Raw genomic sequence first — 12,872 nt, forward strand, 5'->3', positions numbered from 1 at the left:
TTGATGCTAAAGATTAGAAACATTCGTTGGATTAATCAATCGCGTGGTGGCAAATTGGCATTGTCCACATGAAACCAATGCATGTCGCCCAAAGTGGACACCGGTTCTGGGCCAAAGACATGCATTTCTTGAAGTGAATCGAAACCGGAACGGTCGCTGTTTGCTAAGCGCCGATTGCCTGGTTTTGCCCGTTCGAGTCTGAAGGAGACCGACATGGCCACGTTTGATTTCGCCACCGAGACCTCGCGCATCACCACGCGTCCGGCCGTTGCGACGCGCGTGGCAAATACCGTCTCCAACGCTTACCGCGCCTGGAAAAACCGCCGTGCCTTCTATCGCCTCGGCGAGATGTCGGACGCCGAGCTTGCCGATATCGGCCTGACGCGCGCCGACCTGCACGTCGCCATCGACGTGCCGTTTGGCCGCGATCCGACGGCGATGTTGCGCGAAATCGCCAGCGATCGCGTCGAAACCATCGAGGACATCGCCCGCAAGGTGGCCTGATCACGCCGGCCGGTTACTACCCCCGTCGCGGGCGCTGTGAACCTCTTTGAGGCTTACCGCGACTGAAGAGTTATGCAGGCTCCCACTCCCTGCCGGATCCCCGCCGGCTCGCCTGCACGCTGCCCGGTCCTCCCAAGGACCGGGCTTTTCTTTTTTGCTTAAAACCGATCAATAAGCTCGATGAGCCGTCCACCGGCAAAGATCAAAATTCCGAAGACCAAAAGGCATAGAGCGAATATCCCATAGCCGGCGCGATTACTCTCGTCTAAGGGCTTCCATTGTGACGATAGCGGCTTGCCATACTTTAAGGCGTCACGAATGTTTTTATACCCGGGTGCGTCACGCGGGTTAAGGAAGTCATATCGATAAACTGAGTAGACACTGCCGAGCAGTGCTGCACCCATCAAGCCATTGATGACTATTCACCTAAGGTCATTGCTTTTTTGCCGAACTATCGCCGATCCATGCCGCGCTTGAACTGGTCGAAAATCGATTCCATGCCCTTCTGGTAGTCGTCGCGCTGCTGCGCTCCGGTCTCGAACATCTTGCCGAACAGATCGTCGAATGGGTTCCTCGGCCTGCCGCTCGGATTGGTCTGCGGCTGCGGCGCCTGGGGTTGCTGCCGAGCTTGAGGCTGCGGCGCCGGTTGCCCGCCGCCTGATACACCGCCACCTTGCCGCAGCATCTCCTCGAAGATCTTGCCCAGCGGACTGTCGCCATAGGGGCTCTGGGTCTGCTGCGGCTGGGGCCGGCCTTGCGGCTGCGGCGCGCCACCGCCGAACATGTCCTGCAGCACCTTGCCGAGCGGATTGTCGCCGTAGGGATCGGGGGGCGGCTGAGGTTGGCTTTGTGGCTGCGGCGTTCCGCCACCGAACATGTCCTGCAAGACCTTGCCGAGCGGATTGTCCATCGGGGCCTGCGGCTGTGGTGCCTGGCGCGGTTGTGGCGCCGGGGCTTGCACGCCCCCGCCTTGCCGCATCATCTGCTCGATGATCTCGCCCAGAGGATTGTTGCCGCCACCGCCGAAACCGCCGGCCTGCATCTGACTCGTCGTCTGCTTGAACAGCCCGCCCATCATCATCGAGGCCAGGGCCGGCAGCATCTGTTGCAGCACCTGCTGGCTGATACCAGTCGCTTGCGCCGCTTGGCCGGCAACCGCGCGCGACAGATCCTTGGAGCCGAACAGATGCCCCAGAATGCCGTTGCCTTCATCGACGCCTTGCGGCGAGAAGGCCCGGGTCGCGTCCTCGAAATATTTGGCGTGCTGGCCGCTCGCCATCGCCGTCATGAAGGCGCCGAGCCCATAGGGATCGGCGGTGTTGCGCCTCAGCCCTTGCGAAAAGGCGGGCAGCAACGCCTCCACCGCAGATTGCGTCTGCTGCATCGAGAGCCCGTATTGTTGGGCAAGCGCCTGCATGCCGCTGCCGTTCTGGGCTTGTGCCAGCATGTCGAACAGGGAAGGCATTGGTCTCTCCTCCGGAAATCCTCGTCGGAGAAGCCTAATTCGTTTCCACCGCCGATTGAAGCGGCTTTTGCAGGAGCCTGGCCGCCTCGAAGCCGAGGGTCAATAGGCGTATTCCATGAACACCGGCTCGATCGAGCCGCCCCAGCGCGTGTGGTAGGCCGACAGCAACTCCTCGGCGCTGGTGGTGCCGCGCGCCACGACCTCGTCGAGCGTGTTGAGGAACGAGGTCTCGTCATAGCCGTCGCGGTTCTTCTTGCCGCGGTTCTTCAGCCCCATGCGCGAGATGGTGAGCACGTCGCGCGCGATGTCGCGCAACGTGGCGTTGCGGAACGGCGCCGAAATGCCTTGTTCGGGCACGGCGTTGCGCATCGCCAGCACTTCCTCATAGGTCCAGCTCGAAGTCAGCGCCTCGGCCGCATCGAGCGCTGCCTCGTCGTAGAGCAGCCCGACCCAGAAGGCCGGCAGGGCGCAGATGCGCCGCCACGGCCCGCCATCGGCGCCGCGCATCTCGAGAAAGCGCTTCAGCCGCACGTCGGGGAAGAGCGTCGACAGATGGTTCGCCCAGTCGCCCATCGTCGGCAATCCGTCCGGGATTTCATTGCGGGCGGCCCCGGCCATGAACTGACGGAAGGTGACGTGCGTCATGTCGTGATATTGTCCGTCGCGGATGACGAAATACATCGGCACGTCGAGCGCCCATTCGACATAGTCGGCAAAGCCGAAATCGGGCGAGAAGCAGAATTCGAGCAGGCCCGAGCGCTGGTTGTCGGTGTCGCGCCAGATGTCGCCGCGCCAGCTCTGCAGGCCGTTCGGTCGGCTCTCCGTGAAGGGCGAGTTGGCGAACAGCGCCGTCGACAGCGGCTGCAGCTTCAGCGACACCTGCATCTTGCGCCGCATGTCCACCTCGCTCTCGAAGTCGAGATTAACCTGGATCGTGCAGGTGCGGTACATCATGTCGAGGCCCTTGGTGCCGACCTTGGGCATATAACGCGTCATGATCTCATAGCGCGATTTCGGCATTTTCGGCGTCTCGGCCAGCGACCATTTCGGGCTGCCGCCAAGGCCGAGGAAGCGGATGCCCATCGGCTCGGCGATCTCGCGCACCTGGGCCAGGTGGGCGTTGCCCTCGCGGCAGGTCTGGTGGATCGTCTCCAGAGGCGCGCCGGAGAGTTCGAACTGGCCGCCGGGCTCCAGCGAAATCGCGCCCTGGCCGGTCGGCTCGACCAGGCCGATGATGCGGCCGTCATCGATGATGGGATCCCAGCCGAGCTTTGACTGCATGCCTTCGAGGATGGCGCGTATGCCGCGCTCGCCGCCATAGGGCACCGGCTCGTTGCCGTCGACGTAGAACGGGAATTTCTCGTGCTCGGTGCCGATGCGCCACTTGTCCCGCGGCTTGTTGCCCTCCGCCAGGTGCGCGACGAGTTCGTCCATGCCTTCGATCGGCCGGAAATCGGTTGTGTCGCGCGCCATCATCAAGCCCCTGCGGCGCACGAGCCCGAAATCGACCTCGATTTTCGGGATATGCGCCAAAATCAAAGTACTACAGCGGCCTTTGCGCGTCGACGCGCGGCACTGCAGGGCGGCCGGACGACCGCCGGCGCTAGATGGACGAAATGTCAGTAGCCGATCAAGCGAAAAATCCTGAGCCAGAGGTCAACAGGAATTGAACGATGCGGCTCTTCCCATAGCCACAAGAGAAGGAAGAACCCTACCAATCCCCGATCGTGGCCTGCATCACCGCCAGTGCGGCGACGGCTGCCGTATCGGCGCGCAGGATGCGCGGGCCGAGCGGAATGGCGGTGACGAAGGGCAAAGCGCGCAGCACCTTGCGCTCCTCGTCGGAAAATCCGCCTTCCGGCCCGACCAGCAGGCCGAGCTTCCTTTCGCTTACCGCTTGCAGCGCGGGCAGGGGATTGTTGGTCGAAGCGTCCTCGTCGCAGAAGACCAGCCGCCGCTCCTTGTCCCAGCCGGTCAGCAGGCGTTCGAACTTTTCCGCTTCCCGCACCTGCGGCACCGCAAGTATGCCGCACTGCTCGGCCGCCTCGACGACGTTGGCGCGCAACCGGTCGAGGGAGGGTTTGGCCACTTGCGTGTGCTGGGTAATGACCGGCTGCAGCACGCCGGCGCCCATCTCGACCGCCTTCTGCACGAGATAGTCGAGCCGGCCTTGCTTCAGCGGTGCGAAGCAGTAGACGAGATCGGGCAGCGGCGGCTGCGGCCGTTGCCACGCCAGCACCCTCAGCTTCACCGCCTTCTTGGATTTGGCCGCGATGGCCGCCGACCATTCGCCGTCGCGGCCGTTGAACACCAGGATCTCGGCGCCCTCGCCAAGCCGCAGCACATGCTGGAGATAATGGCTTTGCTGCTGACCGGCATCGAATTCGGCGTCCGGCCCGAGATCGTCGGGCACGAACAGGCGTTGCATCTTGTAGTTTGCGCGCATCGCCGAGGAATGGGCGAGGCGGCGGTTGGCGTCAAGTCTTGGCGGAAGGATGCCAGACGGGTTCGTAGCCTTGCCTCAGCACGCGCACGGTGGTCGGCGGCGTCAGCAGCCGCAGTGTCCGGCCAGCGAGGCCGTCGAAATCCCGCGCCCCGCGATATCCTGCGAACGACCAGCGCAGCGCCCTGCCACGACGCAAGGCGTAGGCATCGCCGCCGCCGTCGATCATCGTGCCGTCGGGCAGGCCTGCAAGCTCGTCGGCCGCCACCACCGGGGGCTTGCCGCCCGAAGCCAGCCGTTCCTTGTGCAGCCGCTTGTCGACCTGCGGCGCGCGCGGCGCGGCAATGGCGAAGGCTTCGCCGAAGCGCCTCACAAAGTCCTTGGCCCGTTCGCGCCGGCAAAAGAAGCAGGGGCGATGCCCGGCGGCCAGTGCCGTCACCTCGTCGAGGAAGAACAGCTCGGTCCAGCCGGCCTTTCCTCCCGGCCGGTTGCGGCCCATCGGCTCGCGCCGCACGTCGCGGAAGTCGCAGACGCAGATGATCCAGGCGTGAAGAGCCCAGCGTTTTTTCAACAGCGTCCTTGTCTCGGGATCGTGGATGATGCCGCGATTGCCCATGAACAGGCCGCGCTCGGGCACGGCGTGGATGGCGCCGAACGGATCGACCCGGTTTTGCAGTGGCATAGTTTTCTCCGCGCGCCCGCATCTTGGCTGAAATGCCGGCGCCATGATATCGCTCGCCGCACCTTTTTCATGTCAGCAGGGTTTTGCGATGCGGGTGCTGGTGGTCCAGAACTACGACAATACCGGCCTCGGCCAGGTCGGCGCGGCACTGGCGGAAGCCGGTGCCGATCTCGACATCCGCCTTCCTTACAAGGGCGATCCGCTGCCGGACGATGCGAACGGCCACGACGCCATGGTGGTGCTTGGCGGCGGCCAGAACGCGCTGGCTGACGACGAATATCCCTATTTTCCGGCGCTGCTCGAACTTATCAGCGATTTCGCCGGCAAGGACCGCGCCGTGCTGGGCATCTGCCTCGGCAGCCAGCTCGTTGCCCGCGCCTTCGGCGGCGAGAACCGCATCGGCGGCGCCAACGAATTCGGCTGGCGCGGCGTGTCGCTGACGCCGGATGCCAAGGCCGATCCGGTGCTGGCCGAGCTTCCGGAACGGTTCCCGATCTTTCAGTGGGACGACGACACTTTCGTGCTGCCTGAAGACGCCGTGCGGCTCGCCGGCAATGATGTCGCCGAGAACCAGGCGTTCCGCGTCGGCCGCGCCGTCTATGGTTTCCAGTTCCATTTCGAGGCCGATCGGCCGCTGGTGAAGGACTGGAGTTCGTCCTTTGCGCCGATTATAGCAGCGCGCCACCCCGACTGGGCCGGCAAGCTCGATGGCGAAATGGCCCGTAACGGACCGGATGCCGATGCTGCCGGCCTGGCCATCGCCCGCGCATGGGTGGCGACGATCTGAGCATCACCTCTGCGGACCAGGGCGTGGCAAAATTGGCACGCGGCGGTGAATCCGCCTGGGGAAAACCGGTTTCGTCCTTGGCTTGTGTACGCCCGCCATCCTAGAAGGCGCGCGCTCTGCATCACCGGTGCAACCGCGCTGGACCTTTGTGTGGCCCGTGCGACACACCGCCGATACAGAACATGCCTAGAAGCGCGAAATCGTCGAAACTTTGAGACGTATTGTCGGTTTCAACGCATTGGTAACCGCCTCGTGCACAGATGCAGGAAGCTCAACAAGAGATGACGTCCGTGAAAGCAGCGCTTCTGTCCTTTGCCATGATGTCCGCCATCGTGATTTGCGGTCTCGGCATCTATGCGGCCGATGCCGCCAACAACCACAACGCCGTCGACGGTTACGGCGTCACCGCTTCGCTGCGCTGAATAGCCGGACCGTTCGCGGGTGTTTCCGCGACGCGCACTACTCAAGCTTCCCTTATTGTCATTGTCAGAATGCGTTTGTCGGCGTCCTCGACAACGAGCGCGCTCAGCATGCCTGATTGCCAGGCGAGCGTATCGACATTAACGCGGTTGGCCATGACTTCCGCCTCGGGAACGGGCGTATGGCCGTGCACCACGATCTTCGGGAAAAGGCCGGCGTGATCGTGGAAAACGTCGCGGATCCAGATCAGATCCTGCGGATTCTGGTTCTCCAGGGCAACGCCTGGCCTGATGCCGGCATGGCAGAAGAAGAAGTCGCCGAAGCTGATTGAGAAGGGCAGCGAACGCAGGAAGTCGATATGGCGTTGCGGTACGGCTTCGAGCAGAGCCTGATGTCCCCGCCTCAGCGTCTCCATCCTGCCGAACCAGCCGGCGTCGGCAGCGAGGGGCACACCGTAGGATAGCGCCGTCTGGACCCCGCCATACCGCATGAAAAGCCCGTCCGGGTCAGGGGTATCGAGAAAATCGAGAAAGCCGAGATCGTGATTGCCGGCGAGCATCAGGTTTCGCGGATCGCGTTTGCGCGCCTCGATCAGGAAATCGACGACGTCCTTGGAGTCCGGTCCGCGGTCGACATAGTCGCCGAGGTGGATGACGCGCCAGTCGCGAGCCGGCTTCCATTCGAGCTCGCTCTCGATTCGCTGATGCATGGCCGCCAGCAGATCGAGCCGGCCATGGACATCGCCGATTGCGTAGAGCCGCATGCCGTCCGGTCCGCGCGCGTCCAGGAAATGAATGTCGGGTTCTGCCAACGTATCGCTGTCTCCGTGATCAGGCCGTCGCCGACCTGGCTAGCGCCGGATCTGGTCCTTGCCCATGTCCGTCACCAGACGTTTTCCGCACAGCGCCAGTGTGATGTCCATCTCCTTACGGATGATTTCCAGCGCCTTGGTAACGCCTTCCTTGCCGAGCGCGCCCAGGCCGTAGAGAAATGGCCGGCCGATATAGGTTCCCCTGGCGCCGAGGCACAGTGCCTTCAGCACGTCCTGGCCGGAGCGGATGCCGCCATCCATGTGCACCTCGATCCTGTCGCCGACCGCGTCCGCGATTTCCTCCAGCGCCATGATCGACGAGGATGCGCCGTCCAACTGACGCCCGCCATGGTTGGAAACCACGATCGCGTCGGCGCCCGTTTCAGCGGCCATCAACGCGTCTTCCTTGTCGAGAATGCCTTTCAGGATCAGCTTGCCGCCCCAGCGTTCCTTGATCCAGGCGACATCCTTCCATGACAGATGCGGGTCGAACTGCTCCGTCGTCCATGACGCCAGCGAAGCCACGTCGCCGACGCCCTTGGCGTGGCCGACGATGTTGCGGAACGTGCGGCGCTTCGTGCCGGCCATGCCCATCCACCAGCGCGGACGGACCGCGATGTTGGCAATGTTGGCCAGCGTCATCTTGGGCGGCGCCGAAAGTCCGTTGCGGACATCCTTGTGGCGTTGTCCGAGGATCTGCAGGTCGAGCGTCAGCACCAGCGCCGAGCATTTCGCCGCCTTTGCCCGGTCGATCAGATCGAGCACGAAGTCCTTGTCGCGCAGAACGTAAAGCTGAAACCAGAACGGCCTCTTGGTCACCGACGCGACATCCTCGATCGAGCAGATGCTCATCGTCGACAGGGTGAACGGCACGCCGAATTCCTCGGCCGCCTGCGCCGCCAGCATCTCGCCATCGGCATGCTGCATGCCGGTCAGGCCGGTTGGGGCCAGCGCTACCGGCATGGCCACCTTCTCGCCGATCATGGTCGATTCCAGTGAGCGGTTGCTCATGTCGACCAGCACGCGCTGGCGAAACTTGATCTTCCGGAAGTCCTCCTCGTTGGCCCGGTAGGTGCTCTCGGTCCATGCGCCGGAATCGGCATACTCGAAGAACATTCTGGGCACGCGCCGTCGCGCCAGGTCCTTGAGGTCGGCAATGGTGAGAATGTCGCTCATCGTGTCCCCGCTTGATCGATATCGTTCAGGAGCGTTTGCGCGCCGGGTCGGCATCGCCGGCTTCAGAGCGTTGCCTGAGCCTGAGCCGCGATACGCGCTGCCAGTCGCCGCTGCGCTCGGCTTGCGCCATCGACCGCTCAACATAGATCATGTGGTCCATCGCCGCCTGCCGCGCGCCGGCCGGGTCGCCGGCCTTGACCGCGATGTGGATCGCCCGGTGCTGGGCCAGCAGCGCATCGCGCGCGCCGGGCACGGTGAACACCAGCAACCGGTTCTGGAACACGCCTTCCGACAGCAGCCTATAGCAGGAGCGCAGCGTATGCAGGAGCAGGATGTTGTGCGCGCATTCGCAGATCGCATGATGGAACTCGACGTCGATCTCGGCTTCGTCGTCGAAATCCCCGGTGCGGTGCGCTTCGTCCATGCGTGCCATGATGCGGTCGAGCAGGGCCAGGTCCTCCGGCGTGGCGCGCCGCGCCGCATATTCGGCGGCGATCCCCTCCACCTCGCGGCGATACTCCAGATAATCGGCCACCGCCTTGCGATGAGTCGAGATCAGGTCCGCTACCGGCTTGGTGAACAGCTGGCCGATGATGTCGGCGACATATGTGCCGCCGCCCGGCCGCGTCGTCAAAAGGCCGCGTCCCTCGAGCGCCTTCAGCGCGTCGCGCAGGATCGGCCGGGACACATCGAACTGGCGCGCCAGCTCGCGCTCGCCAGGCAGCCGGTCGCCGGTGCGCAGCACGCCTTCGAGGACGAGGCTTTCGATCTGCTGCACCACCTCGTCGGCGGTTCGCGAGTGCTCGATCCTGGAAAAAATGTCGCTCAACGGCATGCCTGGGAGTGCTGAACCGGTGTCGCGCAAGATAAAGCCAGCGTCGCCAACTGGTCAAATTATTTATCCAATTGGTCGAAGCGTGTCGGCTTCCCCGCTCGCGCCCATATCGTCTTCGGCTAAACTTTGCTGTTTGCGTCACCGGCCTATGGGCTCTAGAGGACGCAACTGCAAGAGGGTTCAAAGAAACCCGGGGAACAAGCCGTGTCGCACGACCCGTCCAATCTCGAATTTCAGCCGCGCGCCAAGGGCAGCGTGCTCGGCTTTCCGGCGCATGAGGGACGACCTGGTGCGCTGGGCGAAGTCCATGCCCGTCCGCACCCGCTGATCGAGAAGCCGCGTGTGCTGATCCAGCTCGCCTTCATGACCGAGGGTGGCGCCGGCGTCGATCATTCGGTGCTTTCCGAGCTGTCGCGCCGGCTCGGCATAGCCGCGCCCGACCGTCAGGCCCGCCATCACGCCATGAGATGGGGCCAGGGCTCGCTGCGCTGGGAGCGGCATACCGAATTCTCCACCTATCTGTGGGAAGGGCCGCTTGCCGAAGGCGGCAAGGGCCAGGAGGATTCGCCGTTCGGCAACGGATTTTCTCCACCCGGAACCGTTATTTCAGGCATCCGGCTCGAGATCCGCAAATGGACGCAGGCGGGCGAGCGGTCGATCGCCGGCTTCGATCCGACCAGCCTCTGTTATTCGCTGGTCGAACGCGGCAATGCAGCAATCGTCACCGATTTCCGCCAGGATGGCGACGGCCTGACCCGTATGCTGATCCTTGACCGCGCCCTGACGCCGGCCAGCACCGGCGCCTTGTCGCAGCGGCTGATCGACATCGAGACCTACCGCACGCTGGCCATGCTCGGCCTGCCGCTGGCCCTGGCCTTGTCCGGCCGCGCCCGCCGTATCGAGGACAGGCTGGCCCAGATCACGCTGGAGATGAAACTCGCCGAAACCCGCGACAGCCAGAAATTGCTTGCCGACCTGACCGAACTCGCGGCTGAGTTGGAGGCCGACGCGGCGTCGAGCCTCTACCGCTTCGGCGCCAGCCGTGCCTATGACGGCATCGTCGGCGAAAGGCTGGAAGCGCTCGAGGAAGAAGCCGTACAGGGATATGACACCTGGGCGGGGTTCTTGCGGCGGCGCATGGCGCCTGCCATGCGCACCTGCCGTTCGGTCGAGGAGCGTCAGGCCAACCTGTCGCGCAAGCTGACGCGCGCCACCACGCTGCTGCGCACCTGGGTCGATGTCGAGGTCGAGAAGCAGAACCGCGACCTGCTCGCCTCGATGAACAATCGCGCCCGGTTGCAACTGCGCCTGCAGCAGACCGTCGAAGGCCTGTCGGTCGCGGCCGTTTCCTACTATGTCGTCGGCCTCGTCGGCTATGTCGCCAAGGGTGCCTCGATCTTCGGCCACGCCTTCGCGCCCGAAGTGGTCACGGCGGCGTGCGTGCCGCTGGCCATCCTGCTGGTCTGGTGGGGCGTGCGGCGGGTGCGGCGCATGCATTCCGAGCCGGCGAAACATCCGGGCGAGTAGGAGCGCCTCTACTTCCCACAGGGGTAAAGCGCGTCAGCGGCAGATTGCCGCTGCGGAAGGCGCCGTTGCGTCCGTGTTCGCTCTCGGTCAAAGCGGGATTTGCAACCGCCGCCCTTCACTGGTAAAAGATTTTGACCAGTCAAGCGAGATGAGGCTGCCGATGTCCGGCCTTGCCATGCCCAAGCCAGACGACGCCACGATGCGCCGGCGCGGCGAGATCGTCGCCGACATGCGCATCATCGTGCCGGGCGAGGGCGTGGTCGACGCGGCCAATGAAATGCGCGCCTTCGAAAGCGATGGCTTGACCGCCTACCGGCAATTGCCGTTGGTCGTGGTGCTGCCCGAAACGGTGGCGCAGGTTTCGCGCGTGCTGAAATACTGCAACGACCGCAACATCCGCGTCGTGCCGCGCGGCTCCGGCACCTCGCTGTCGGGCGGCGCGCTGCCGCTGGAGGACGCGGTGCTCCTGGTCATGAGCCGCTTCAACCGCATTATCGAGATCGATTTCGCCAATCGCATCGTCGTCGCCCAGCCGGGCGTCACCAATCTCGGCATCACCACGGCCGTCGAGCAGGAGGGTTTTTACTACGCACCCGACCCATCTTCCCAGATCGCCTGCTCGATCGGCGGCAATGTCGCCGAAAATTCCGGCGGCGTGCACTGCCTCAAATACGGCCTGACCGCCAACAATGTGCTCGGCATCGAGATGGTGCTGATGAGCGGCGAGGTGGTGCGGCTCGGCGGCAGGCATCTGGACGCGGAAGGCTACGACCTGCTCGGCGTCATGACCGGCTCCGAAGGCCTGCTGGGCGTCGTCACCGAAGTCACCGTGCGCATTTTGAAGAAGCCGGAGACGGCACGTGCGCTGCTGATCGGCTTCCCGACCAGCGAGCAGGGTGGCCAATGCGTCGCCGACATTATCGGCGCCGGCATCATTCCCGGTGGCATGGAGATGATGGACCGCCCGGCGATTCATGCGGCGGAGGATTTCGTCCATGCCGGATATCCCCTGGATGTCGAGGCGCTGCTGATCGTCGAGCTCGATGGGCCCAGCGTCGAGGTCGATCATCTCATCACCGCGGTCGAGGCGATCGCCATCCGCAACGGTTCGACCACCTGCCGCATTTCGCAGTCGGAGCAGGAGCGGTTGAGCTTCTGGGCAGGGCGCAAGGCAGCCTTCCCCGCGGTCGGCCGTATCTCGCCCGACTACTACTGCATGGACGGCACCATCCCGCGCAAGGAACTGCCGCGCGTGCTGGCCGGCATGCGCGAGCTCTCCGAAAAATACGGGCTCGGCGTCGCCAATGTCTTCCATGCCGGCGACGGCAATCTGCACCCGCTGATCCTCTATGACGCCAACTTGCCGGGCGAACTCGACAAAGCCGAGAGTTTCGGCGCCGACATATTGCGGCTGTGCGTCAAGGTCGGCGGCGTCTTGACCGGCGAGCATGGGGTGGGCGTCGAGAAACGCGACCTGATGCCGGAAATGTTCAACGAGATCGACCTCGACCAGCAGATGCGCGTCAAATGCGCCTTCGATCCCAACCACCTGCTCAACCCGGGAAAGGTGTTCCCGCAGCTGCGCCGCTGCGCGGAGCTGGGGCGCATGCATGTGCATCGCGGACGGGTGGCGTTTCCGGACATTCCGAGGTTTTGAGGATGGCCTATCAGAACGGGGGTTCCTCTCCCCCGCAAAGCGGGGGAGAGGTGGCTCGGGCGAAGCCCGAGACGGAGAGGGGGCCTGCGGCCGATGTGCCAAGCCGCCGCTCGCCGGAAAAGATTGCTCGCGCACGAGCGCTTCGCCACGGTGACAACCAGGCGGAGGCAACCCTCTGGAATGAGCTGAAAGCCAAAAAGCTGAGTGGATACAAATTCGTTCGCCAGATGCCCATCGGTCCATACTTCGCGGATTTCGCGTGTCGAAAACAACGATTGATTATCGAGTTGGACGGCAGCCAGCACGCCGAAAGCAGCTACGACAGGCGGCGTGACGAATTTATGCGTAACGCAGGCTTCTCGGTTTTGCGTTTCTGGAATCTTGATGTGTTGAAGGACACGAGGAGCGTTTGCGAGACGATCTTTGCAGCGCTGGAAGGACGGCTTTCTGAAGATGTGGTTGCAGCAGATCTGAGGTTTGTTTTCGCTGCCAAGAGCATAGGAGATAGCGCTCTATGATAGCCCCCTCTCCGTCTCGGGCTTCGCCCGCGCCCCCACACCCCCCC

At 63.8% G+C, this 12,872-nt stretch carries 13 protein-coding genes; 6 read left to right on the forward strand and 7 right to left on the reverse strand.

Annotated features, from left to right (window positions below; genetic code table 11):
• The first annotated feature begins 213 nt into the window (after nucleotides 1-213).
• Nucleotides 214-504: a DUF1127 domain-containing protein gene (locus tag LB533_RS29095; RefSeq protein WP_224678800.1), complete on the forward strand. Its 291-nt coding sequence runs from the start codon at nucleotides 214-216 to the stop codon at nucleotides 502-504.
• Nucleotides 505-955: 451 nt separating this feature from the next.
• Here LB533_RS29095 and LB533_RS29100 read toward each other — a convergent pair whose 3' ends face one another.
• The 4 genes from LB533_RS29100 to LB533_RS29115 form a co-directional block, all read right to left on the reverse strand.
• Nucleotides 956-1,969, reverse strand: a complete 1,014-nt coding sequence (locus tag LB533_RS29100; RefSeq protein ID WP_224678801.1) for a DUF937 domain-containing protein — start codon at nucleotides 1,967-1,969, stop codon at nucleotides 956-958.
• Between the two features lie 99 nt (nucleotides 1,970-2,068).
• The gene (locus LB533_RS29105) at nucleotides 2,069-3,442 is read right to left on the reverse strand and encodes a glutamate--cysteine ligase (RefSeq protein ID WP_224678802.1); all 1,374 of its coding nucleotides are present in this window, start codon (nucleotides 3,440-3,442) and stop codon (nucleotides 2,069-2,071) included.
• Nucleotides 3,443-3,680: 238 nt separating this feature from the next.
• Nucleotides 3,681-4,415: a 16S rRNA (uracil(1498)-N(3))-methyltransferase gene (locus LB533_RS29110; RefSeq protein WP_224678803.1), complete on the reverse strand. Its 735-nt coding sequence runs from the start codon at nucleotides 4,413-4,415 to the stop codon at nucleotides 3,681-3,683.
• A gap of 31 nt (nucleotides 4,416-4,446) precedes the next feature.
• Nucleotides 4,447-5,094 (reverse strand): hypothetical protein, encoded by a 648-nt coding sequence (locus LB533_RS29115; protein ID WP_224678804.1) that lies wholly within the window; start codon nucleotides 5,092-5,094, stop codon nucleotides 4,447-4,449.
• Between the two features lie 88 nt (nucleotides 5,095-5,182).
• On the opposite strand from LB533_RS29115, the gene LB533_RS29120 reads away from it, so the two are divergent.
• Together LB533_RS29120 and LB533_RS29125 are read left to right on the forward strand one after the other, a co-directional pair.
• Nucleotides 5,183-5,881 carry a type 1 glutamine amidotransferase gene (locus LB533_RS29120; protein WP_224678805.1) on the forward strand — a complete coding sequence of 233 codons (699 nt, stop codon included), beginning with the start codon at nucleotides 5,183-5,185 and terminating at the stop codon, nucleotides 5,879-5,881.
• Between the two features lie 281 nt (nucleotides 5,882-6,162).
• Nucleotides 6,163-6,303: a hypothetical protein gene (locus LB533_RS29125; RefSeq protein ID WP_181165325.1), complete on the forward strand. Its 141-nt coding sequence runs from the start codon at nucleotides 6,163-6,165 to the stop codon at nucleotides 6,301-6,303.
• A gap of 41 nt (nucleotides 6,304-6,344) precedes the next feature.
• Here the strand turns inward: LB533_RS29125 and LB533_RS29130 are convergent, their stop codons facing one another.
• The 3 genes from LB533_RS29130 to LB533_RS29140 are packed head-to-tail and all read right to left on the reverse strand — an operon-like array spanning nucleotide 6,345 to nucleotide 9,117.
• On the reverse strand, nucleotides 6,345-7,112 hold the full coding sequence (locus LB533_RS29130) for a metallophosphoesterase family protein (RefSeq protein WP_140642508.1): 768 nt from the start codon (nucleotides 7,110-7,112) through the stop codon (nucleotides 6,345-6,347).
• 39 nt (nucleotides 7,113-7,151) lie between these two features.
• Nucleotides 7,152-8,288, reverse strand: a complete 1,137-nt coding sequence (locus LB533_RS29135; protein ID WP_224678806.1) for an alpha-hydroxy acid oxidase — start codon at nucleotides 8,286-8,288, stop codon at nucleotides 7,152-7,154.
• Nucleotides 8,289-8,313: 25 nt separating this feature from the next.
• Nucleotides 8,314-9,117 (reverse strand): FadR/GntR family transcriptional regulator, encoded by an 804-nt coding sequence (locus LB533_RS29140; RefSeq protein ID WP_224678807.1) that lies wholly within the window; start codon nucleotides 9,115-9,117, stop codon nucleotides 8,314-8,316.
• A gap of 210 nt (nucleotides 9,118-9,327) precedes the next feature.
• Here LB533_RS29140 and LB533_RS29145 point away from each other — a divergent pair, with 210 nt between their 5' ends.
• From LB533_RS29145 to LB533_RS29155, 3 genes are all read left to right on the forward strand, one after another.
• Nucleotides 9,328-10,650: a DUF3422 family protein gene (locus LB533_RS29145; protein WP_224678808.1), complete on the forward strand. Its 1,323-nt coding sequence runs from the start codon at nucleotides 9,328-9,330 to the stop codon at nucleotides 10,648-10,650.
• A 160-nt stretch (nucleotides 10,651-10,810) separates the two neighbouring features.
• The gene (locus tag LB533_RS29150; RefSeq protein WP_224678809.1) at nucleotides 10,811-12,307 is read left to right on the forward strand and encodes an FAD-linked oxidase C-terminal domain-containing protein; all 1,497 of its coding nucleotides are present in this window, start codon (nucleotides 10,811-10,813) and stop codon (nucleotides 12,305-12,307) included.
• Between the two features lie 2 nt (nucleotides 12,308-12,309).
• A complete protein-coding gene (locus LB533_RS29155; RefSeq protein ID WP_224678810.1) occupies nucleotides 12,310-12,825 on the forward strand; it encodes an endonuclease domain-containing protein in 516 nt (171 codons plus the stop codon).
• Nucleotides 12,826-12,872: the final 47 nt, after the last annotated feature.

The organism is Mesorhizobium sp. BR1-1-13, assembly GCF_020165515.1.
In the GTDB taxonomy this organism is placed as follows: domain Bacteria; phylum Pseudomonadota; class Alphaproteobacteria; order Rhizobiales; family Rhizobiaceae; genus Mesorhizobium.